This is a genomic window from Curtobacterium sp. RIT-PI-V, assembly GCF_025642935.1.
In the GTDB taxonomy this organism is placed as follows: domain Bacteria; phylum Actinomycetota; class Actinomycetes; order Actinomycetales; family Microbacteriaceae; genus Curtobacterium.
Genome location: NZ_JANZKM010000015.1, coordinates 46,805 through 69,768, shown reverse-complemented (window position 1 = coordinate 69,768; position 22,964 = coordinate 46,805). Strand labels below are relative to the sequence as shown.

Annotated in this window: 18 protein-coding genes; 11 read left to right on the top strand and 7 right to left on the bottom strand. The window is 71.8% G+C overall.

Features of this window, described 5'->3' with window-relative positions; genetic code table 11:
* Window positions 1-135: 135 nt before the first annotated feature.
* Window positions 136-1,038 (bottom strand): LysM peptidoglycan-binding domain-containing protein, encoded by a 903-nt coding sequence (locus tag OGL88_RS10870; RefSeq protein ID WP_263091369.1) that lies wholly within the window; start codon window positions 1,036-1,038, stop codon window positions 136-138.
* Between the two features lie 138 nt (window positions 1,039-1,176).
* Between OGL88_RS10870 and OGL88_RS10865 the strand changes: the two genes are divergently transcribed.
* Entirely contained in the window at window positions 1,177-1,710 is a 534-nt protein-coding gene (locus OGL88_RS10865; RefSeq protein WP_205463060.1) for a hypothetical protein, read from the top strand.
* A 158-nt stretch (window positions 1,711-1,868) separates the two neighbouring features.
* Window positions 1,869-3,326, top strand: a complete 1,458-nt coding sequence (locus OGL88_RS10860; protein WP_263091368.1) for a sugar porter family MFS transporter — start codon at window positions 1,869-1,871, stop codon at window positions 3,324-3,326.
* A gap of 91 nt (window positions 3,327-3,417) precedes the next feature.
* On the opposite strand, the gene OGL88_RS10855 is transcribed toward OGL88_RS10860, so the two are convergent.
* The 3 genes from OGL88_RS10855 to OGL88_RS10845 form a co-directional block, all read right to left on the bottom strand.
* Complete coding sequence (locus OGL88_RS10855; protein WP_263091392.1) at window positions 3,418-4,392, bottom strand: zinc-binding dehydrogenase; 975 nt, start codon at window positions 4,390-4,392, stop codon at window positions 3,418-3,420.
* Between the two features lie 26 nt (window positions 4,393-4,418).
* The gene (locus OGL88_RS10850) at window positions 4,419-4,841 is read right to left on the bottom strand and encodes an organic hydroperoxide resistance protein (RefSeq protein ID WP_205463059.1); all 423 of its coding nucleotides are present in this window, start codon (window positions 4,839-4,841) and stop codon (window positions 4,419-4,421) included.
* Between the two features lie 91 nt (window positions 4,842-4,932).
* Window positions 4,933-5,388, bottom strand: a complete 456-nt coding sequence (locus OGL88_RS10845; protein ID WP_205463058.1) for a MarR family winged helix-turn-helix transcriptional regulator — start codon at window positions 5,386-5,388, stop codon at window positions 4,933-4,935.
* A gap of 107 nt (window positions 5,389-5,495) precedes the next feature.
* Here OGL88_RS10845 and mvk point away from each other — a divergent pair, with 107 nt between their 5' ends.
* The 5 genes from mvk to OGL88_RS10820 are packed head-to-tail and all read left to right on the top strand — an operon-like array spanning window position 5,496 to window position 10,824.
* A complete protein-coding gene (mvk, locus tag OGL88_RS10840) occupies window positions 5,496-6,491 on the top strand; it encodes a mevalonate kinase (RefSeq protein WP_263091367.1) in 996 nt (331 codons plus the stop codon).
* Window positions 6,491-7,516, top strand: a complete 1,026-nt coding sequence (gene mvaD / locus OGL88_RS10835; RefSeq protein ID WP_263091366.1) for a diphosphomevalonate decarboxylase — start codon at window positions 6,491-6,493, stop codon at window positions 7,514-7,516. The genes mvk and mvaD overlap by 1 nt, the downstream gene beginning before the upstream one ends.
* The gene (locus OGL88_RS10830; RefSeq protein ID WP_205463054.1) at window positions 7,513-8,595 is read left to right on the top strand and encodes a phosphomevalonate kinase; all 1,083 of its coding nucleotides are present in this window, start codon (window positions 7,513-7,515) and stop codon (window positions 8,593-8,595) included. The genes mvaD and OGL88_RS10830 overlap by 4 nt, the downstream gene beginning before the upstream one ends.
* Window positions 8,588-9,652 (top strand): hydroxymethylglutaryl-CoA reductase, encoded by a 1,065-nt coding sequence (locus OGL88_RS10825; protein WP_111084744.1) that lies wholly within the window; start codon window positions 8,588-8,590, stop codon window positions 9,650-9,652. The genes OGL88_RS10830 and OGL88_RS10825 overlap by 8 nt, the downstream gene beginning before the upstream one ends.
* On the top strand, window positions 9,649-10,824 hold the full coding sequence (locus OGL88_RS10820) for a hydroxymethylglutaryl-CoA synthase (protein ID WP_263091365.1): 1,176 nt from the start codon (window positions 9,649-9,651) through the stop codon (window positions 10,822-10,824). Before OGL88_RS10825 ends, OGL88_RS10820 begins: the two co-directional genes overlap by 4 nt.
* 133 nt (window positions 10,825-10,957) lie before the next feature.
* On the opposite strand, the gene OGL88_RS10815 is transcribed toward OGL88_RS10820, so the two are convergent.
* Complete coding sequence (locus tag OGL88_RS10815; protein WP_263091364.1) at window positions 10,958-11,941, bottom strand: SRPBCC family protein; 984 nt, start codon at window positions 11,939-11,941, stop codon at window positions 10,958-10,960.
* A 119-nt stretch (window positions 11,942-12,060) separates the two neighbouring features.
* Here OGL88_RS10815 and OGL88_RS10810 point away from each other — a divergent pair, with 119 nt between their 5' ends.
* The 4 genes from OGL88_RS10810 to OGL88_RS10795 are packed head-to-tail and all read left to right on the top strand — an operon-like array spanning window position 12,061 to window position 15,035.
* Window positions 12,061-12,528, top strand: coding sequence for a hypothetical protein (locus OGL88_RS10810; RefSeq protein ID WP_263091363.1), 468 nt, complete (start codon window positions 12,061-12,063; stop codon window positions 12,526-12,528).
* Window positions 12,528-13,433, top strand: coding sequence for a hypothetical protein (locus tag OGL88_RS10805; protein ID WP_263091362.1), 906 nt, complete (start codon window positions 12,528-12,530; stop codon window positions 13,431-13,433). The genes OGL88_RS10810 and OGL88_RS10805 overlap by 1 nt, the downstream gene beginning before the upstream one ends.
* A 4-nt stretch (window positions 13,434-13,437) precedes the next feature.
* Complete coding sequence (locus OGL88_RS10800) at window positions 13,438-14,631, top strand: alpha/beta hydrolase family protein (protein ID WP_263091361.1); 1,194 nt, start codon at window positions 13,438-13,440, stop codon at window positions 14,629-14,631.
* Between the two features lie 8 nt (window positions 14,632-14,639).
* Window positions 14,640-15,035, top strand: coding sequence for a DUF7882 family protein (locus OGL88_RS10795; RefSeq protein WP_263091360.1), 396 nt, complete (start codon window positions 14,640-14,642; stop codon window positions 15,033-15,035).
* A gap of 397 nt (window positions 15,036-15,432) precedes the next feature.
* On the opposite strand, the gene OGL88_RS10790 is transcribed toward OGL88_RS10795, so the two are convergent.
* Both OGL88_RS10790 and OGL88_RS10785 read right to left on the bottom strand, forming a co-directional pair.
* Window positions 15,433-17,223 (bottom strand): sulfite reductase subunit alpha, encoded by a 1,791-nt coding sequence (locus tag OGL88_RS10790; RefSeq protein WP_263091359.1) that lies wholly within the window; start codon window positions 17,221-17,223, stop codon window positions 15,433-15,435.
* Entirely contained in the window at window positions 17,220-22,787 is a 5,568-nt protein-coding gene (locus OGL88_RS10785; protein WP_263091358.1) for a glutamate synthase-related protein, read from the bottom strand. Before OGL88_RS10785 ends, OGL88_RS10790 begins: the two co-directional genes overlap by 4 nt.
* Window positions 22,788-22,964: the final 177 nt, after the last annotated feature.

Here is a 22,964-nt window from a genome sequence, read left to right as displayed (position 1 = left end):
CCGTCCGTCTGCCGGTCGCGCTGGCCGCGGGGCGGACGCGGCCCGAGACTCGGGGTGAGCGACAGTTCTCGGGACGCGCGCGCCGAGAACCGTCGCTGAGCGCGAGTCTCGGGCCATGCGCTCCGAGACTCGCGGTCAGCGGCCGAGCGGGTCGAGGTTGAGCGTCGTTCCCTCGTACAGGTGCTGGTCCGCCCCGAACACCTGCACGCCCTCGTTGAGCCAGACGAGCGCCCGCACGCTGATGCCGAAGCGCGCGGCGACGTCGCCGATGAGGTCGTCCGGCGCGACCGTGTACGACCGCGGTGCCCCGCCCGTCGTCGTCGCGGTGACCGGACCGGTCGCGTTCGGCCGGGCACCGGCGTCCTCCGGGTGCACGTTCGTCTGCCGCGCCGGGACGGACCACCGCACGGTGGTCACCGCGAGCACCTTGCCGGCCCCGATCTCGACCGGGACCTCCTGCCCCGGATCCGCCGCGGAGTAGGTCACGAGCGTGGTGAGGTGCGACGGGTCGACGCCGGAGCCGCTCAGTGGGACGTCCACCGCGGTCGCCGTGCTGGTCGGCCCACCGAGCGTCCGGTCGCCGACGCCGGGGTAGGTCAGGCCGTCGCCGACCGCGCGCGGCAGGTCGAACAGGCCGACCCCGACCGGCACCGGCAGGGTCGAGGTGAAGCCGGAGTACTGGGCGGTGAACGTGTCGTCGCCGACCGCGACCACGCGGAACCGGAAGTGCACGCTGCCCTTCGGGGACGCGACGTCGCCCTGGGCCAGGACGGTCCCGGCGGGGATCGGCGTCAGCGTCGGAGCCGGAGCCGCCGACTCGGTGGGTTCCGGGGTCGGCGTGCGGGGGTGCGCCGACGACTCGAGGAGGTCGCCCTCCGGGTCGGCGTCGGGCGTCGGTGTCGAGGTGGCGGACGAGGTCGGCGTCGTCGCTGGGGTGGACGGGGCGGGGAGGGGCTGGTCCGACCCGCGCAGCAGCGAGCACCCCGACAGCGCCACGGTGGCCGCGACGACGACCCCGATCGCGAGCGTCCGGTTCATGATTCCCCCTCAGCTCGATGCTAACCGCACGGTGTCCCCGGGCTGAACGCCGCGCGCTCGTCGTGTGTCTGCGGACGTACCGCGGATCCGGCGGAGCGCCGGTCGCCGGTGTCGGTCGGAACGGCTACCGTCGAGGCCATGGAGCGTTCGGAGATCCTCGCCGCGGCTGCCGCCGCGCACGCCGCCCGCATCGCCGAGGAAGGCGGTGACGACGGCGCTGCTCGTGAACGGGCGGAGAGCGTCCGCCGCCGAGCCGACGGCCTCACCGACCGCTACGACACGGTCGAGGGCGCGAGCGAATCCGACGCGCGCGACGCCGCGCGCCGTCGAGCCGGCGAGGCCGACCGGGCGGCGTCCCGGACCGAGGGCGTGCTGTCCGACTGGCACCGCATGGGTACCCGACGGGGTGTGACGCCGGACGCCCAGGTGCGCACGGCGTGGACCGTGACGGGGGTGCCCGAGCGCGGTGACGCCCGGGCGTTGGCGAACGTCCTGCTCTCGACCGCGGGGCACGCGGGCCGGGTGGCCGATGCCGCGCGTCGCAACCCGGCACTGTCCGGTGCCGCGAGCGCAGCAGCACGACGAACCGTCCGGCGTTACACCGACCACGGCGCGGACATGGCGTCGCTCGGTGACGTGCTGGGGGACAGCCCGGCGCCCGACGAGTCCTGACGCACCCGCAGGGTCTGTTGGAGCGCTCCCGCTCTGATCAGGCGTTATGTGGACCGATCCAATCGTCCTGACGACAGAATGTCCAATTGACAGGACATGGATTCGGGTTACCATCGGTGCACGCACTGAAGCGCGATCACCGACGAAGGAGTCACCGAATGGTCGACATCAAGCCGACAGCCCCGACTGTCGCACTGCCCCCGATCGGCACCGGACCGCACCGCCGACGCCTCGGCGTCCTGGCCCTGGTCGCCACGTTCGGCGGACTGCTCTTCGGGTACGACACCGGTGTCATCAACGGTGCCCTGAACCCGATGAAGGCCGAGCTCGGTCTCACGAACTTCACCGAGGGCGTCGTCACCAGCTCCCTGTTGTTCGGTGCCGCGATCGGTGCCATGCTCGGCGGCCGCATCGCCGACGGGTGGGGCCGCCGCAAGACGATCATCGCCCTCGCCGTGACGTTCTTCCTCGGCACGCTCATCTGCGTCGTCGCCCCGACATTCGGAGTGATCGTCGTCGGCCGCGTGCTCCTCGGCCTCGCGGTGGGTGGGGCATCGACCGTCGTCCCGGTGTTCCTCGCCGAACTCGCCCCGTTCGAGATCCGGGGTTCGCTGTCCGGCCGCAACGAGCTCATGATCGTCATCGGGCAGCTCGCCGCGTTCGTGGTCAACGCCATCATCGGCAACCTCTGGGGTGAGGGCAACGGTGTCTGGCGCGTCATGCTCGCCGTCTGTGCGCTCCCGGCCATCGCACTCTTCGTCGGCATGCTCCGGGTGCCGGAGTCGCCGCGGTGGCTCGCGTCGAAGGGGCGGTACGACGAAGCGCTGTCCGTCCTGCAGCAGGTCCGGACCACGGAGCGTGCGACCGCCGAGCTCGACGACATCAAGCGGAGCAACGACTTCGAGGCGAAGGTCGATCGCGTCAGCGGGTGGCAGACGCTGCGTGGGAACAAGTGGCTCATCCGCATCGTGCTGATCGGTGCCGGGCTCGGCGTCGCCCAGCAGCTCACCGGCATCAACTCGATCATGTACTACGGCCAGACCGTCCTCATCGAGTCCGGGTTCCAGGCGTCGGCGGCCCTCATCGCGAACATCGCCCCCGGCGTGATCGCCGTGGTCGGTGGCGTCATCGCGCTGTACAACATGGAGAAGATCAACCGCCGGGCGACCCTGATCATCGGGTTCTCGCTCACGACGGTCTGCCACTTCCTGATCGGCATCGCCTCGGTCGCGCTGCCCGAGGGCAACCCTGCCCGCCCGTGGGTGATCCTGTTCCTCGTCGTCGCGTTCGTCGGCTCGATGCAGACCTTCCTCAACATCGCCGTGTGGGTGGTGCTGTCGGAGATCTTCCCGACGCAGATCCGCGCGCTCGGCATGGGCATCTCGGTGTTCTGCCTCTGGATCGCGAACGCGTTCCTCGGGCTGTACTTCCCGACGATCGTCGCCGCGACCGGCATCACGGGCACGTTCTTCGGATTCGGGATCGTCGGTCTGCTCGCGCTGCTCTTCATCTGGAAGTTCGTGCCGGAGAGCCGCGGTCGCACCCTCGAGGAAGTCGAAGAGGGCGTCACCACCGGCAACATCTTCACCGTCCCGCAGAAGGCGTCGCGCGGCTAGGTCGCGCACGTGGCGCGGTGATCGCGCGCACAGACGGACGGGAGGCCCGGTGCCAGCTGGCACCGGGCCTCCCGTCCGTCTGCTGGTCGCGCTACGGGCGCAGGAGCACCTTGCCGACGCGGCCGGCGGTGTCCGAGGCGCGCACGGCGTCGCGGACGTCCTCGAACGCGAAGGTCTCCGCGACGGGGAGCGTCAGCGAGCCGTCCAGCACGCGGGTGATGAGCTCGCCGAAGAGCTGGCCCTTCGTCTCGGCCGGCATCGTCTTGCTGACGACGCTGCCCCAGAAGCCCTTCACCGTGAGCTGGCCGAAGATGACCTTGCCGGACGGGATCTCGAGCGTGGGCGAGGCCATCGCGCCGAAGACGACGAGGGTCACGTTCTCGCCCAGCACGCTGGCGATGTCCCCGGCGGCCTTGCCGCCCACGGACTCGACACCGGCGACGATCGGGGCGCCTCCGGTGATCGCGGCGACCTGGTCCTTCCAGTCGTCCGCGTCGGTGGCGACGATGCGCTCGATGCCCTGCTCGCGCAGCTCCTCGACACCGGCGGCGCGACGCACCAGGCCGATGACGTTGATGCCGCGGGCCGCGCCGAGCTGGGCGACCATGCGCCCGACGGCACCGTTCGCGGCGTTCTGGATCAGCCAGTCGCCCTCGTGCAGGTCGAGCGAGTGCAGCAGGCTGATGGCGCTGAACGGCATCGAGACGAGCTGGGCTGCGGCCTCGTCGGGCATGGCGTCCGGCACCGGGACGAGCCCGGCGGCGTTCGCGGTGTAGTACTCGGCCCAGACGCCGAAGGCGCCGCCGGCGACGCGCTGGCCGACCGTCAGGTTCGTGACGCCCTCGCCCAGGGCCTCGACGACGCCGAGCGCCTCGGTGCCGGAGGCTGCGGGCAGCTCGGGCTTGAAGCCGTAGGTACCGCGGACGGTCCACAGGTCGTGGTTGTGGATGGGGGAGAGGACCGTGCGGACGAGCACCTCGCCGGCGCCGGGCCTGGGGACCGGGCGCTCCTGCACCTCGAGGACGTCGGCGGGCTCGGCGAAGGTCTCGTGGACGACGGCGCGCATGGTGGTGGGGGTGGTGTCGGTCATGCTCAGTCCTCCGAGACGGTGATGGTGACCTCGATGTTGCCGCGGGTCGCGTTCGAGTACGGGCAGACCTGGTGCGCAGCGTCGGCGAGGGCCTGGGCCTGGTCGTGCTCGAGCCCGGGCAGGACGACCTCGAGCAGCACGGCGAGCTGGAAGCCGCCGTCGCCGTTCGGGCCGATCTGGACGCGACCGCCGACGGACGAGTCGGCGATCTTCACCTTCTGGCTGCGGGCGACGCCCTGCAGTGCGGAGTGGAAGCACGCGGCGTACCCGGCGGCGAACAGCTGCTCGGGGTTCGCGCCGTTGCCGGAGCCGCCCATCTCCTTGGGGATGGCGAGGTCGAACTCGACCGTGCCGTCGCTCGTGGCGACGTGGCCGTTGCGGCCGTCACCCGTGGCGAGGGCCTCGGCGGTGTAGAGGGCTTCCATGGTGTTCCTTCCTTCGTGGGGTCAGTGGCGGCCTGGCCCGAGACTCGGGCTGGCCGACAGATCTCGGGCGCTGCGCGGTGAGAAGTGTCGCTCAGGCCGAGTCTCGAGTCGGTGTGTTCGTGGCCGCGGCGTGCATCGTCTCGGTCAACCGGTGCAGGGTCGCGATGAGCTCCGTGGCTGCCTGCTCGTCGGGGAGCCCCATGCCGGCGGCGATCGTCGCCGGGATGTGCGCGAGGTCGGCACGGATGGTGCGGCCGCGGTCGCCGAGCGTGATCGTCACGACGCGCTCGTCGGTGCTGCGGCGCTCACGGCGAACCAGGTCGCTCTGCTCCATGCGGCGGAGCAGCGGCGAGAGGGTGCCGGAGTCGAGCTGCAGGTGTTCCCCGAGGCTCGAGACGGTCTGGTCGCCCTCCACCCACAGGGTGACGAGTACCAGGTACTGCGGGTAGGTCAGGCCCCAGGGCTCGAGCATCGTGCGGTACGCCTGCGTGGTCGCGCGGCTCGCTGCGTAGAGGGAGAAGCACACCATCTCGTCGGTCACGGGCATGGCTTCAGCCTGTCACGCAACCCGGTTGTGCACAACCCATCGCAGTGGATGCTCAGGTCACGACGAACACGCCGACGGCCCGGACGGTTAGGCTGACGTGACCCACGATGACCAGCACCCACCTCGACACCACCACGACCCCCGGCAACGGATCGGCGTCGTCCCACGGCAAGACGATCCTGATCGGTGAGCACGCCGTGGTCTACGGCGCACCCGCACTCGTCCTGCCGGTGCTCGACGCACGGGTCGTCGCGACGGTGAGCCCGGTCAGCGCCGGCGCGGACGAAGCCACCGGCACCACCGTCGGGCACACCCTCGAGTCCACGGTGCACACCGGTCCCCTCGACCTCGCGCCCGCAGCGGTGATGCCGACCGTCACCGCCGTCACCGCGACGCTGCGGCACTTCGGCGTGACCGACCGGCACTTCCACGTCCGGGTCGACAGCGAGGTCCCGACCGCCCGGGGCATGGGGTCGAGCGCAGCGGTCGCCGCCGCCGTGACGGCAGCCGTCGCGGACGCCCTCGGCGAGACCCTCGACGCCGACACCCACCACGACCTCATCCAGGAGTGCGAGCGGGTCGCCCACGGTCGCCCGTCGGGACTCGACGCCCGCGGTGTCGTCGCCGCGGTGCCGGTCTGGTTCGAGGGGGGCCGCATCGAGCCCGTCGCCCTCGGGGCCCGCTTCACCTTCGTCGTCGCCGACACCGGTGTCCCCGGCCACACCCGGCAGGCGGTCGCGGCCGTGCGGGAACGGCACGACCAGGACCCGGTCGTCGTCGACGCGGTCATCGACCGGATCGGTGCGCTCGCACGCCGGGCGCGGGGGACACTCGAGGCTGGCGACGCACAGGGGCTCGGTGCCACGATGGACGCCGCGCACGACCTGCTCAGTGCACTCGACGTGTCGAGTGCCGACCTGGACCGGCTCGTCGACGCCGCACGTGCTGCGGACGCCCTCGGCGCGAAGCTGACCGGCGGCGGGCGGGGCGGGTGCGTGCTCGCACTCGCCGCGGACGACGACCACGCGGACCGCATCGCGGCCGCACTCCGCGGCGCAGGGGCCGCAGCCACCTGGACCACCACGATCGGAGCCCGCGCTTGATGACCGCCACCGCCGTCGCGCACCCCAACATCGCCCTCGTCAAGTACTGGGGCAAGGCGGACGCGCAGCTCGCGCTGCCCGCAACGGGCAGCGTCTCCATGGGTCTCGACGTGTTCCCGACGACGACCACCGTCACGCTGGACGGTGGCTCCGGTGACGGTCAGGAGGCGCGTGATGCGTTCACGTTGAACGGTCACGTCGTCGACGACGGTGCGCTGGCGCGCGTGCAGCAGTTCCTCGACCTCGTGCGGGAGCTCGCCGGCAGCACCGCCCGCGCGTCCGTCGTGTCCGAGAACACCGTGCCGACCGGCGCAGGGCTCGCCTCCAGCGCGTCGGGGTTCGCGGCGCTCGCCACCGCGGCCTCGGCGGCGTACGGCCTCGACCTGTCCCCGCGCGACCTGTCCCGCCTGGCCCGACGCGGCTCGGGGTCGGCCACGCGGTCGATCCCCGGCGGCGTCGCCGTCTGGCACGCCGGCGACGACCAGGGTTCCTTCGCCGAGCGGATCCCGGCGCCACCGATGGCCATGGTGGTCGTGACGATCGACGCCGGACCGAAGCCCATCGGATCGCGCGAGGCGATGCGCCGCACCATCGCGACGTCGCCGTTCTACCCGGCGTGGGTCACGTCGACCACCGAGACCGTCGGCGACATGCTCGACGCGTGCGCAGCCGGCGACTTCACGCGCATCGGCGAGATCACCGAGAGCAACGCCCTGCGCATGCACGCCACGATCGAGGGCGCCTTCCCGCCCATCCGCTACCTCAACGCGCGCAGCGTCGCTGTGTTCGACGCCGTTGGCGAACTCCGCGCCGCCGGGCTCGAGGCCTACGCCACCGCCGACGCCGGCCCGAACGTGGTCGTGCTCTGCCGGCCCGAGGACCGCTCCGCCGTGGCCACTGCGCTGGCGTCCTTCGGCGACGTCATCGAGTCCGGCACCGGACCTGCCGCTCGGGTGCTCCGCTCCGAAGAGATCGGGGTCGCCGCAGCGAGCGACAGCCCCGACCAGAAGGAGTCCGTGCAGTGATCGAGTTCCGCGCCCACGGCAAGCTGTTCGTCGCCGGCGAGTACGCCGTCGTCGAGCCGGGCCAGCCGTCCGTCCTCATCGCCCTCGACCGCGCCATCACGGCACGCGTGTCCGAGGCGCACGGTGCGGGCAGCGTGCACTCGGAGGAGTACGGCCACCTGCCGCTGACGTGGACGCGCGACGAGGACGGTCTCGCCCTGGACCGCGAGCACCACCCCTACGACTACGTCATGGCGACGATCGACCTCGTCGAGAAGCTCCGCGCCGAGCGGCGGATCGCCCCGCGGTTCCACGACCTGCGGATCGAGAGCCAGCTCGACGACGCCAGCGGCCGGAAGTTCGGACTCGGGTCCTCGGCCGCGGTGACCGTCGCGACCGTCGGCGCCCTCGACCGCTTCTACGGCATCGGCCTGACGCAGCGGCAGCGCTTCCAGGTCGCGATGCTCGCCACCATCCGGGTGAACCCGCGGGCGTCCGGCGGGGACCTCGCCGCGAGCACGTTCGGCGGCTGGTTGCGCTACAGCGCCCCGGACCGTGACCGCCTCGCCTCGCTCGTCGACGAACGCCGGGTGTCCGACATCCTCACCGACGCCGATGCGTGGGCGGGGTTCGACGTCCAGCGGCTGCCGGCCCCCGAGAACCTGCAGCTCCTGGTCGGCTGGACCGGTTCGCCGGCCTCGACCACGAAGCTCGTCGGTGTGGTGCGCCGGCACCGCAACGGCGGGTACCAGGAGTTCCTCGACGAGAGCCGCAGCTGCGTCGACGACCTGACCACGGGCCTCCAGACCGGCGATGCGGAACAGACGCTCGACGCGCTCCGACGTGCCCGGGTGCTCATGCAGCGCCTCGGCGACTCGGTCGGGTCGAAGATCGAGACCGAACGCCTCGCGACCCTGTGCGACGTCGTCGAGGCGGCCGGCGGTGCGGCGAAGCCGTCCGGCGCCGGTGGCGGCGACTGCGGCATCGCACTCGTCCCCGCGGACATCGACCCCGCCGGCATCCACCGCGCCTGGGAGGCGCACGACATCAGACACCTCAGCGTCGCGGTGCGAGCACCAGAAGGAGCCCTCGATGAGTGACCTGCTCACGCCGATCCCGACCAAGTGGGTCGGTCCGATCCGCATCAGCGGCAACGCGGTCCAGGGCGAGCACGAGGTCCCGCTCGCCACGTACGAGTCGCCGCTCTGGCCGTCCGTCGGCCGCGGCGCCCGCATCTCGCGCATGGTCGACGACGGCATCGTCGCGACCGTCGTCGACGAGCGGATGACCCGCTCGGTCGTCGTCCGAGCAGCCAGTGCCGCGGCGGCGCACGTCGCTGCGGGGCAGATCCTGGCGCGACAGGACGAGCTCGAGGCGCTGGTCGCGGGGCAGAGCCGGTTCGCGAAGCTCATCGAGGTGCACCCCGAGATCGTCGGTGACCTGCTGTTCCTGCGGTTCGCCTTCACGACCGGTGACGCCTCGGGCCACAACATGGTCACGCAGGCGGCGGACAAGCTCCTGCCCGCGATCCTGGCGTGGCAGCCGGGCCTTCGCTACGTGTCCGTCTCGGGCAACTTCTGCACCGACAAGAAGGCCACCGCGGTGAACGGCATCCGTGGTCGTGGCCGCAACACCATCGCCGAGATCGTGATCCCCGGCGACGTCGTCGAGAAGCGCCTGCGGTCGAGCACCGAACGCATCGTCGAACTGAACATCGCGAAGAACCTCATCGGGTCGACCATCGCCGGGGCGCTCCGCTCCGCGAACGCGCACTACGCGAACATGCTGCTCGGCTTCTACCTGGCCACCGGGCAGGACGCCGCGAACATCGTCGAGGGCTCGCAGGGCATCACGAGTGCCGAGAACCGCGACGGCGACCTGTACTTCGCCACCTCGCTGCCGCACCTGATCGTCGGCACGGTCGGCAACGGCAAGGGCGGGGATCTGCCCGTCGTCGAGGACGCCCTGGTGCGCCTCGGCTGCCGCGAGGACCGCGAGCCCGGTGCGAACGCCCGTCGTCTCGCCGCCCTGTGCGCCGCCACGGTGCTGTGCGGGGAACTCTCGCTCCTCGCCGCCCAGACGAACCCGGGTGAGCTGATGGCCGCCCACGTCGCCATGGAGCGCCGCGGCGCGAAGCCGGCCGGAGGCGCAGCGTGACCGGCGACGGCGCGCTCCGCGTCGGCATCCACGACATCGCCATCGCGACCGGGCACCACGTGCTCGAGCTCGACGACCTGGCCGAGCGCCTCGGCGTCGACCCGGCGAAGTACCACGTCGGCATCGGTCAGGACGCCTTCAGCGTGCCCGCCCCGGACGAGGACATCGTCACGATGGGGGCCGCCGCGGCCAAGGAGGTCATCGACCGCCACGGTGTCGAGGGCATCCGCACCGTGCTGTTCGCCACCGAGTCCGGCGTCGACCAGTCCAAGGCCGCCGGCGTCTTCGTGCACGGCCTGCTCGGCCTGCCGAAGAACGTCCGCGTCGTCGAGCTGAAGCAGGCCTGCTACGGCGGGACCGCCGCCGTCCAGCTCGCGCTCGGCATCATCGCCCGGGCACCGCACGAGCGCGTGCTCGTCATCGCCGCCGACGTCGCGCGCTACGACGTCGACACCGCCGCCGAGCCCACGCAGGGGGCCGGTGCCGCCGCGATCCTGATGTCCGCCGACCCCGACCTGATCGAGATCGAGCCGGCCGCGGGCGTGTTCACCGCCGACGTCGACGACTTCTGGCGCCCGAACGACCGCTCCACCGCGCTGGTCGACGGCCGCCTGTCCGTCAGCGCCTACGTCGACGCGTTCGTCGGGGCCTGGGACGACCTGGCGGACCAGGGCGGACCGGCGTACGAGGACATCGTGCGCTTCGTCCACCACCAGCCGTTCACGAAGATGGCGCTCAAGGCCCACCGGAAGCTCACGCAGCACGTGGGCGTGCCGTTCGACGAGTCGGAACTGTTCGTCGGCTTCACGTACAACAAGCAGACCGGCAACACGTACACGGCGTCGCTCTGGATCGGGCTCGCCGCGCTCCTCGACCTCGACGAGGACCTGGCGGGCGAGCGCATCGCCCTGTTCAGCTACGGCTCGGGCAGCGTCGGCGAGCTCCTCACCGGCATCGTGCAGCCGTCCTACCGTGAGCACCGTCGCGTCGGCCGGGTCCGGCAGCTGCTCTCGGCCCGCGTACCGCTGACCGTGGACGCGTACCGCGAGCTGCACGCGACCGGCGCCGCGACGAGCGAGGACGTCGAGCGTCCGCGCGTCACGGCGGGGCCGTACCGGTTCGCCGGGGTGCGCGGCGGCGCGCGCCACTACGAGGCGACCGCGCAGGCCTGACCCCTCCGCGCGGGCTCGACCCCTCCGCGAACGCGACAGATCCGTGCGGAAGGTTCGCAGGGATCTGTCGCTTCCGCGTGACGGACGGGAGGCTCGTGGCGGGTCCGCCACGGGCCTCCCGTCCGTCCGCTGGTCACGTGGCGGACAGGACCTCGCGTTCCAGGCGCTGGTAGCTGGTCTCCATGCCGTCGGTCATGCCGGTGGCCAGGATCATGTCCCGCTGCGTCTGGTCGGGGTAGGTGACGAGCAGTGTCAGCAGGGTGACGCCGTCGGCCTCGTCGAACTGCAGGTCGTTCGTGTTCGGGGGGAACGGCGCACCGGTCATCCGCTCGGTCGACACCATCCGCCGCTCCGGTTCCACGACGAGGTTCTCGCCCTCGAAGCCGAACGGCTCGCCCTCGGTGTCACCGGTCGGCGCCCATGCCTGCCGGAACGCGCCGCCCGGCGTCAGGTCGTTCTCGTACGCCGTCATCTCCCACCCGTCCGGTCCGAGCAACCACTGCCGGACGAGCTCCGGCTCGGTGTGCGCCCGCCACAGCACGTGGCGTGGTGCGGCGAAGGCCCGGGTGATGCGGACGTGGGTGTCGTCGACGCGCTCGGTGACGGTGCCCTTGCCGAGGGCGTGCTCGCGCAGGTCGGCGAGCACGGTGTCGAGCTGTCCGAAGGCCTGCTCGTAGCCGTCGACCATGCCCATGTCGACCATGGTCTCGAGGTCGGCGGCGGACCCGAACGACGACCGCACGGTCACACGCGACCCGGCTCCGACGGTCTCGAACGACAGGACGGTCTCGCCGGCCGGCAACGCGTCGTCGACCTCGCCGTCGGCGTCGGTGAAGAGGTCGCGGAAGGTGATGCGGTGCGGCTCGTCGACCTCGGTGACCTGCCAGACGGCGTGGAACCGCTCGCCCTGCGGCGACGTCATCCGGTAGTCGGCGCGGCCGCCGGGCCGCAGGTCGAACGCGGTGAAGGTGGCGGGGAAGCCGGGCGGACCCCAGAAGCGCTCGAGCTGACGGGAATCGGCGAAGGCGCCCCAGAGGCGCTCGACCGGGACGGGGAACTCGGCGACGAGCGTCATCGCGAGGGCCTCGGGGTCGGTGTGGACGGACGTGGTGGGCATCGTCGCTCCTGGTCGTCGATTCGGTCGTCGGGTTCGGTCCTGGTCTCAGGCTCCGTCCGCGCGACCTCGTGCGCAAGGGGGACGTGCAGGTAGTCTGTCCGCGGAGATCGAAAGGGGCGATGTCAGTGGGCACGAGCGCGTCGGACACCGTCAGTGCCCTCGTCACGACCCTTCCCCCGTCGCCGAAGCTCCCCGACGTCGTCGCCGGGGTCGGTCGGTTCGTCGGCAAACCGACCCGCGTGGTGGACGTCGACGGTCCGAGCTGGGGACCGCTCACCGCGCTGGTCTCGCAGTTCGAGCACGAGAACCTCGTCCTCGTGCCGGCCGGCGCTCCCGAGCTGTACCGGATGCACTGCGTCCTGCACGAGCTCGGACACCTCGTGCACGGCGACGCCGGAGCCCCGACCACCACCTCGATCGCCGAGTTCGCCTCGGGCGGGCACGTGTGTCGCCGCGCCCTCGACGGCGACACCGGACTGGTGAGCATCTCGGACGACGACGAACACTTCGCCGAGCGGTTCGCGTACGAGCTGGCGACCGTGCTGCTCGCCGGCAGCGCGAGCGCGGACGAGCGGGCATACGGCTGATGGCCGTCCTGCACGCCGCCGCCTTCTGGTGCGCGGCGCTGATCTTCCTCGCGCGCACGCCCTACGTGCTGCGGAACCCACGTGGCCGCGCAGCCTGGGGTGCGACCGGCGTCGGTGCGCTCGGGCTGCTGACGCTCGGCAGCGTCGTGCCGCAGACCGTGCTCGACGGGGCCCTCGGGGGCACGAACCTCATCAACCTGGTGCAGAACGTGTGCGCCACGGCGGCCTTCTGGCTGATGCTCCGGGCGAGCACGTCCGACCTGCCGAAGCGGCCGGGGCTGGCGAGCCCGCTGGCGCTCCTCGTGGTGGTCGTGGCCTTCGCCGTCCCGTTCTTCGCCGTGCGCGACCGGGGCGGCACGGACTTCCACTTCATCGTGCGGGAGATCCACCAGCCGGCGATGTGGCTCTACGGGTCGGTCTACATGGTGGGTGTCGGCGTGATCGCCGCCGCGACGCTCCGGTACGGCGTGCTGCGGAACCCGGTCGCGCTCGTGGTCTTCCGGGTGGGGCTCTCGCTCGTGGTCATCGCGAGCATCGACGAGCTGCTCTCCCTCACCGCCGACCACTTCGGGTGGTTCCCCGCTCCGCTGCGCGACGGACTCCGTCTGGGCTTCGACCCGCCGTTCTACCTGGGCATCGTCCTCATCGTCGTCGCGATGGCGTCCCTGACGTTCCGCCGGTGGTGGCGGGACGTGACGTGCCGTCGGCACCACCGGCTGCTCCGCCGCATCGTCCGGCGCCACGAGCTGCGCGCCGTCGAACGGGACGGCGACGTGCAGGCACGGACCTACGACCTCGTCATCGCGATCCGCGACGCCGAGGTGCAGGGCCGCACCCTCGACGACGCCGAGCTCGCCCAGGTGCGCTCGGCGGAACTGACCCTGACCCGCAGTCTCGGAGGCTGATGCGATGACGATCGTCTGGTGGGTGCTCGGTGTGCTCGTCGTGCTGGCGGCGGCGTTCCTGCTCGTGGTGCGGAAGGTCGTCGGCAAGATCGTGCTGCCTGGCGGCGACCGCTGGACCCCGGTGCTCGAGACGACCGACGACTCGATCCGGCTCCCGATCACCGACGACACCGTCCGCCCGGGGGAGTACGGCTTGTGGCACGACGGCACCGGGCACACCACGGTCGGACCGGTGCTCGACGTCGACGAGGCCGCCGGCACCGTCCGGCGTGCGGTGGTCCGGACGACGGGGGACGTGTCGAGACGGGTGCGGTGGAGCGGGCACGTGCACCCGGACCCCGCCGCGATGGACGTCGACTGGGCGGAGGTCGACCTGCCGACGCCCGTGGGCCCTGCCCCGGCGTGGGTCATCCGGCCCGCTGGCCCCGCGCCCGACGCGCCCGCCACCGCGCCCGACGCGCCCGCCGCCGCAGCCGCCCCCGACGCGCCCGCCACGACCTGGGCTGTCCACGTGCACGGCATCCGCACCACCCGCGTGACGGCGCTCCGGACCGTGCCGGCGGCCCTCGAGGTCGGCTGGACCTCGATCGTCCCGTCGTTCCGCGGCGACGGCGAAGCACCCTGGCAGGGCCGCGCCTCGCACCTCGGTGCCCGCGAGTGGCCCGACGTCGAGGCCGCACTCGACCACGCCGTCGCGAACGGAGCCGAACGGCTCGTCATCGTGGGGTGGTCGATGGGCGCGACGATCGCCCACGAGATGCTCGCCCGGTCGGCGCACCGCGACCGGTTCGTCGGACTGGTCCTCGTCTCGCCGGCGCTCGACTGGGCGACGACGGTGCGCTCGCAGGCCGGTCGTGCCGGGCTCCCCGGGTTCGTCGTCGGTGCTGCGCTCCGGGCGATGGCGCTGCCGCTCGTGTGTCGTCTCGTCGGGCTCCGTTCACCCGTGGACGTCCGCGCGCTCTCCTGGTTGCACACGCCGCGGAGCCTGCCACCGACCCTGCTCATCCACTCGTCGGGGGACACCACCGTGCCGTTCGCCGTCAGCCAGGAGTTCGCCGACGCCCACCCCGAAACGGTGACCTTGGCGGTGAGCGAGCCCGCCGAGCACGCCTGGGAACGGAACGTCGACGCCGTCTGGTTCGACACGACGATCACGACCTGGGCGAGATCCCTCGCACTCACCGGTCCGGCGGAGTAGAAGGGCCCATGGGTCAGCTCATCTACGACGGTCAACCACTCGACCTCCGCATCGACGACCGGGCCCTCACGCACCTGCAGATCGTGATCGTGAACATGCTCCGGCGTGATCACCGGTTCGCGTTCTCGTGGAAGGACGACGTCGTCCACGGCAACGGTCGCAGCACGATCTGGCTGAACCCGAACGTCAGCCTGCACTTCAAGTTCTCCGGCAGCCGGGTGCCGTCGATCAACCGCAGCTGGCTCGAGGACCTCTACGCCTCGGCCACGTCGGGGTCTGGGCTCGTCCTGACGCCGGAGCCGACGGACACGAGCACGGCGGCCGACTCGGCGTGGTCGCGAGCGGTCGCCCCGGGGGACGCCGACGACGCTTCGGGGACACCGAGCGGTACCACAGCTGAGTGATTCCCGTCAACGGGTTCCGAACACCCCGTGATCGTCGTACGGTTTCCGTACCGCGGATCAGAGTCGTCCCTTCGGGCCGGCATCCAGGGAGCCGGTGACGGCGACGAACCGCGGCAGGAGGGGGACCCGAATGACCGTGACGCAGTGCGCGCCCGGCGCCGACCAACCATCGGCGATCGAGCGGCGTGCACGACGGGAGTCCCGGATCAGGAGACTCGTCGTCCAGGAAGCCGGGTCATCGCACCCGGGTCCTTGCGTCATGCCACTGGGCTCGTCGGTCAGGCCTCACTGACCGGCACCCTCCAGAGAACGCCCCGGCAGTCGGATTCGGGTTCCGCTGCCGGGGCGTTCTGCTGCCGGGGCGTCCTGCTGCCCGGATCGGGCGTGGGGTGCCGACTCAGTAGACGTCGCGGACGTACCGCTTCGTGCGGCGCAGGTCGGCCAGGTACGACAGTGCGTCGTCCTCGTCCCGCCCACGGCCGGTGCGGATGACGTCGAGCAGCGCGGCCTCGACGTCCTTCGCCATCCGCGAGGCGTCGCCGCACACGTACACGTGGCCGCCGTCCTCGAGCCAGGCGAACAGCTCGGCGGACTGCTCCCGCATCCGCGTCTGCACGTAGACCTTCTCGGCCTGGTCGCGAGAGAACGCCAGGTCGAGGCGGTTCAGCACGCCCTGCTCCTGCAGTTCGGTGAGCTCGTCCTGGTAGACGAAGTCGGTGTCGCGGTGCTGGTCGCCGAAGAACAGCCAGTTGCGCCCCGTCGCACCGGCCGCGGCCCGCTCGTGCAGGAACCCGCGGAACGGAGCGATGCCGGTGCCCGGACCGATCATGATCATCGGCGCGGACGCGTCGGCCGGCACGCCGAACGACGCGTTCGGCTGCAGGTAGACGTCGACCGTACCGTCGGGGTCGACCCGGTCCGCCAGGAACGTCGACGCGACACCGGCGTACATCCGGTGCGGGTCGCCGTACCGGACGGACGCGATGGTCAGGTGGATGCGGTCCGGGTGCGCCAGTGGGCTCGACGAGATCGAGTACTGGCGTGCTTGCAGCGGGCGCAGGTTCGGCAGCAGCTCGTCGAGTCCGGGAGCGGCCGGTCCGGCGTCGCGCAGCAGGTCGAGGACGTCACGACCCCACAGCCAGCGGTCCAGTTCGTGCTTGTCGCCGTGCGAGACGACCGCAGCGAGTTCGCTCGCCGGGGCACGCTGCACGAGGTCCGCGATGAGGTCCTTCGACGGTGTCCGGACCTCGCGGTCGCTCCGCAGGACCTCGGTGATCGGTCGGCCGTCGAACGACTCGCCGCCGTTCGCGCCGACCTGCTCGAGCAGCTCCGCGACGAAGACCTCGTCGTTGACCGGCACGACCGCCAGGGCGTCGCCGGCGGTGTACTCGATGCCGGAGTCGCCGAGGTCGAACTCGTAGTGCCGGATCTCCTTCGCGCTGCGCGGCGAGGAGAGCAGCCGGTTCTCGACCAGCCGTGACGGGTACGGGTTGCGCTTGTTCCACTGCGACCCCGGCCGGGAGGCACGGCCCGCGCCCGCCCCGCCGGTCGCGGTGGCACCGTCGCCGGCACCACTGCCCGTGGTCGCGCCGGGTGCACCGGTCGCGCCGGCCTCCGCAGCGAGCCGGTCGAGCACGGCGGCGCTCCAGAGTGCGGCGGCGTCCTCGAAGTCGACGTCGCAGTCCACGCGGTCGTGCACCCGGGTCGCGCCGAGCTGCTCGAAGCGGGTGTCGAGGAGCTTGCCGGCCTGGCAGAACTCGTCGTAGCTGGTGTCCCCGAGGCCGAGGACCGCGTACCGCAGCCCCTCGAGCCGCGGCACGTCGGACGCCTGGACCGCGTCCCAGAACAGGCCGGCGTTGTCGGGCATCTCGCCCTCGCCGTACGTCGAGGTGACGACGAGGACGTGGGTCATCCCGGCGAGCTGCTCCGGGGTGACGGCGTCGAGCGCCGCGGCACGGCCACCGAGCCCGCGGGCCTTCGCCCCGGCGACGAGCTCGTCGGCCAGGAACTCCGCGTTGCCGGTCTGCGTGCCGAACAGCACGTCGATCGTCGTCGTGGGGGCGGCGCCGGACGCCTTCTTGCCGGCGGCGGCGATGCCCGCGATGAACCCGGCCAGCCAGGACTCCTGGGCGGCCGAGAACGGTGCGTCGACGGGGATCAGCGAGCCGGTCGGGGGGAGCAGGCTCACGCGGACACCGCCTCGGTCGGCGCCTGGGGTGCACGGCGGGCGATGTCCTCGAGTGCCGCGGTTGCGAGCAGCTCGTCGAAGCGGGCCTCGCGGACGCGGCCGTCGTTCTTGGCGTTCTGGTGCATGATCCACCCCGTGGTGCCCGGTGCGTCCATGCTGCGGTTGTTCCGCTGCGTGAGCGCACGCTTGTAGTCGTCGAGCCGCTTGATCGCGATGAGCGTCGCGAGCTGGTCGTCCGCGAACCGGTCGAGCGTGCCGCGCAGGTACTTCACGACGCGCTGCTTCACGGAGAAGTCCTCGGTCAGGACGAGGTTCTTCACCGCTTCGGTGACGCGGGGGTCGTTCGCACCCGCACCGGGGACGCGCTCGAGGGCGACGTCCTGGGCGACGCCGAGCACCGTGTACGACGACAGCAGCGAGAACATGTCGTCGCCCTGGTCGCCGAGCGCCGGGGCACGGCCGTCGAGGACGGTCCGCTGGTCGCGGTAGTCGACCTTGAACGCACGGAGCTTGTCCGTGGCGATCGAGGTCGCGAGCTCGTCGAGCAGCTCGGGGCGGGTGGCCGCCGCGAGGATCTCGCCGGCGTCCTGCGAGAGCAGGAGCGCGCGCGGCATGCCGACGAAGACGTGCTGCCGGGTGGTCTCCCAGTCGGCGAGCAGCCGCTCGGCCAGCGCCGACCCGGTCGCCTCGAGGTGCCACTCGAGCAGCAGTCGTGCGCCGGCCTCGTGGAACGCCCCGCGCTCGGTGTCGGTGACGGGGAACACGAGGAGCGAGTCGGTGCTGGCGCGCTCGGCGACCTGACCGGACGGGTCGTACTGGTACAGGAACCCGCCGGACATGCCGTTGCCGAGGCCCTTGCCGAACGCGCCGAGGTTGAACACGGCACCGCCCGTCATGTACTCGCACCCGAAGTCGCCGACGCCCTCGACCACGGCCGTGGCGCCGGAGTTGCGCACGGCGAAGCGGTCTCCGGCCTCGCCCTCGACGAACGTGCGGCCGCCGGTGGCCCCGAAGAGCGCGAAGTTGCCGATCAGCACGTTCCCGCCCTGGTCAGCACTGCCGCCGCCCGGTGCGCGGACGATGATCCGACCGCCGCTCTGGCTCTTGCCGACGCCGTCGTTCGCGGTGCCGGTGTGCTCGAGCACGATGCCGTCGTTGTTGAACACGCCGTACGACTGCCCGGCCGAGCCCTGGGTGCGGATCGTGACCGCACCGTCGACCAGCCGGCGGCGCCCGCGGTCATCGGTCGCCACGGCGGGCAGCCCCTGGACGTCCTCGGCGCCGAGCTCGTGGTTGAGCAGGCGCTCGACGTCGATGCCGAGCTGACCGCCGACGGACTTGTCGCTGTTGCCGAGCAGGACGCCGTGCACGAGCACGTGCTCCTGGGCGTGGTCGACCAGCGCCGTGCGGATGCGCTCGAGCAGTGCGTCGTCGGTGTGGAAGTCCTTCTCCAGGTACTCCGGGTCCGTCACGACCTTCTCCGGCACCTGCGCGAGCAGGGCACGGGCGTCCAGACGCCCGACGCTCGCCGGGTGGTCGAGGAGCTGCAGCAGGTCGGTGCGCCCCCGGGCCTCGCGCAGCGAGCGCAGGCCGAGCCGGGCGAGGATCTGCCGCACGTCGTGGGCGATGTTGAGCAGGTACTGCGCGAGTGCACGCGGGTCGCCCTCGAACGCCTCGGCGTTCGTGGTGAGGCCGGCCGGGCACTTCACGTTGCAGTTCTTCGCCATGACGCAGCCGAGCATCATGAGCGCGGTCGTGCCGAACTCGAAGCTGTCGCCGCCGAGCAGGGCGCTCGTCACGACGTCGGACCCGGTCTGGTGCGCGCCCGAGCACCGGAGCGTGACCTTGGAGCGCAGGCCGTTCGCGACGAGGGCCTGGTGGACCTCGGCGACGCCGATCTCCGCCGAACGTCCCGCGTACTTCAGGCTCGTGACGGCCGCGGCGCCGGTTCCACCGGTGTTGCCCGCGACGTTGATGACGTCCGCGCCGGCCTTCGCGACGCCGACCGCGATGGTGCCGATGCCCTCGGAGGACACGAGCTTCACGATCACCCGGACACGGGCCGCCTTGCAGTCGTGGATGAGCTGCGCCAGGTCCTCGATCGAGTACGTGTCGTGGTGCGGCGGCGGCGAGATGAGCTCGACGCCGGGCGTGCCACCACGGGCCGCGGCGATGTCCACCGTGACCTTCGGCGCGGGCAGCTGACCGCCCTCGCCGGGCTTCGCGCCCTGACCGATCTTGATCTCGAGTTCCTCGAGCATGGGGTCGGCGAGGTAGCCCGCCCAGATGCCGAAGCGGCCCGAGGCGAACTGCTTGATCCGCGAGCCGCGGATGGTTCCGTAGCGGGAGTGGTGCTCGCCGCCCTCACCGCTGTTCGACATGCCGCCGACCATGTTCGTGCCGTGCGCCACCGCTTCGTGCGCGGTGGCGACGAGCGCGCCGTGGCTCATCGCGCCGGACGCCAGGGTCCGGGTGATCTCGTGTGCCGGCTGGACCTCGTCGAGCTCGACGCTGTCGGGCGCGCTCTCGAGCAGGGTGAGCAGCCCGACGGCAGCGCCGGTGGCGCGGAGCGTCACCTGGGTGTCGTCGACGGAGTCGACGTCGACCTGGCCCGGGAACAGCAGCGCGAGGCCGTCTGCCAGGGCCCGGTGGCGCAGTGCGCCCGTGGTGCCCGTCGACGCGAGCTCCAGGCGGAACCGCTCCGTGCCTCCCGGAAGCCCGTCGGAGGACGACGGACGCGAGCCGGACAGCCCGCGCACGGTGACGCTGGCGTTGCCGGTCGTCGAGAACCGACCCAGCTCGCGGGCGAAGTCCTCAGCCGTGTCGATGCCGGTGACATCCGCGGGCAGCGCGAGCACGTCGCGGAGCGCAGCGGGGCGGCGCGACCGCTCGTCGTGCGTGGTCTGCAGGAACGTGACGTAGCCCGGCGTGATCCGGTGCTGGTCGATCTCGGTGTCACTGAGGCGGTCGTAGCCGGTGTTGCGGTAGGCGGCGTCGGTGATGCCGAACGAGTCGTCGAGCTGGCCGAGCGTCAGCAGGCGCAGTGCGTCCGAGTCGCCGGAGCGCTCGAAGGACGGACGCTCCTCGGTCATCCCACCGAACCCGCGCACGCTCGCGACGCCGAACGAGTGTCCGGCGCCGTCCGAGCGCTCCTTGAACAGGCCGAGCAGGGGGACCTGGCCCTCGGCCGCGACCGAGCGGGCACGCTCGTGCCAGTCCGTCGCCGCCTGGGCGATGCGGGCGAAGCCGACGCCGCCCACGGGGGCCTGCATGTGCGGGAACACCCGCGCCAGGACGTCGTCGCCGGTGTCCAGGTAGTTCGGCTCGAAGAACGCGCCACCGATGTAGCTCTCGGCGGTGCAGAGGCCGACGCGACCCATGGTCTTCGCCAGCGCCTTCTCGGCGGCCTTGCGGAACTGCTTCAGCGCGAGGTCCGTCGCGGTGAGCTCACCGGCGGGTGCCGGCGCCGCGGGGTACTTCTCCTCGGCACGCAGGCGCGCGCTCAAGCTGTACACAGCCGAGGCGCCGAAGCCGAGGGCCGTCGCCACGTGGTGTGACGATGGCAGCTGACCGCTCTCGGCGACGACGGACACCCGCAGGCGCAGACCGGTCTCGATGAGCCGCTGGTTCACGGCGGCCACGGCCAGGATCACGGGCAGGGGCGCACGGGTCGACGAGACCTCGCGGTCGGTCAGCACGGCGATGCCGCCGTACGTCCCCGCGAACTGCTCCACGGCGTCGCACAGGGCGTCCACGGCGTCGCGCACGGCGTCCGCGTTCGCCTGCTCGTCGCCGAGCACCGGCACGTAGAGCATGTCGAAGCGCTCGAGCGGCACGATGTCCTGGTCGCGCAGGCGCACCATGTCCAGGTGGCCGAGGATCGGCGACTGCACGACGAGCTGCCGGCTCGTCGAACCCGTGCCGTCCGGCTTCGCGCCGAGGGCCACGCGCATGCTCATGCCGTCGGCTTCACGGATCGAGTCGAGCGGCGGGTTCGTCACCTGGGCGAAGCGCTGCGAGAAGTACTTCGCCATGCCGCCCTCGGTGTCGCTCAGGGCGTTGATGGCGTTGCCGTAGCCCATCGCCGAGATCCGCTCCGAGCCGTTCTGCAGCATCGGGTCGAGCATGAACCGGAAGCTCTCCTGGTTCAGCGAGTACGCCACGTACCGGCCCGCGAGCGACAGGTCGCCCGCGTAGCCCAGGGTGTTCCTGGTGCGGTCGTACGCGGGCGCGGGCAGGTCGTCGAGGTTCACACGGGCAGCGTCGAGCAGCGTGCCGTAGTCACGGCGGGCCGCGAGCATGCGCAGCACCTCGTCCGTGCGCATCCGGGTCCCGGTGCGGTGGTCGACGACGAGCATGCCGCCGGCCTCGATGCGGCCGCGGTGCACGACCTCGTCGGCGTCGAACGTGACCTGACCGGCCTCGGACGACACCATCAGGTACTCGGTGGTCTCGACGGTGCGCAGCGGACGCAGCCCCAGGCGGTCCAGGCGCGCGCCGACGACGTCGCCGTCGCTGAAGATCACGGCGGCGGGGCCGTCGTTCTTCTCCTCGTACAGCGAGAAGTACTCGAGCATGTCCCGCACGTCGGCGGTCAGCGTGCGGTCGTTCTCCCACGCCGGCGGCATGAGCGAGACCACGGCCTCGACGATCTCGAGCCCGTCGTCGAACACGCGGCTCTGCAGCGTCTGGTCGAGGCGGCTCGAGTCCGACTGCCCGGGCGGGCGGACGATGCTCCGGGTGCGGGCACGGGCGAGCGCCTCGTCCGACAGACGGTTCTTCCGGTCGGTGTTCAGCTCGCCGTTGTGCGCCATCAGCCGGAACGGCTGCGCCATCGTCGGGTGCGGCTCGGTGTTCGTCGAGAACCGAGTGTGGAAGTACAGCGTCCGTACCGAGTGACGCGGGTCGCGCAGGTCCGTGAAGTACCCGATGACCTCGCCCGAGTTCAGGCGGCCCTTCAGGATCTGGGTCCTTGCGCTGAGCGACAGCGGGTACAGGGCAGCGTGCTCGGCGCGCTGCTCGGCGGCCTCGCCGTAGGACACCGACTCGATCGCGAGCAGGGCACGGTTCGCCGCCGCGTCGACCTCGGTGCGGTCCCACTGCTCGGGCGCGCGGAAGACCCACTGCACGATCGGCAGCTGGTACTGCTCGGCCTCGGGTCGGGCGACGGAGTGGTCCACCGGGACGTCGCGGATGACGAGCAGCTCGAAGCCCTGCTGCTCGATGGCGTCCGTGACGGTCTGCTGAGCACGGGCGCGCTCGGCGTCCGCTGCCGCACCCGTGCCGCTCGGCACGAAGCAGTTCGCGACGCCGAAGTGACCGGCGCGGAGCTCCTGGCCGGTGATGGCGCTGAAGAACTCCACCGACAGGTCGATGCTCACACCGGCGCCGTCACCGACACCCTCGGCGGACTTGCCGCCGCGGTGGGGGATGGCGCAGAGCGCTTCGTCACCCTTGCGGATGACGTCGTGGTGGGGCGTGCCGTCGAGTCGGGTGATGAAACCGACGCCGCAGTCGCTCGATTCGCGGGCAGGGTCGTAGAGACCGAAGGAGGTGGGGTTCACGTGTGCGGGTCCAGTGGGGCGTTGCCGGCAGCGGACGGCCAGGCTGCATCGATGGAGCGCTCGCCGCGGGCGGACCGGTGGTGACAGTCGGGCCCTGTGGGGTTGTGGTGCGGTACGGCGATGCTACGGCGCGGTATACCGCCCACGCAACACCGCACGGTGCGGCGGGCAGCACGT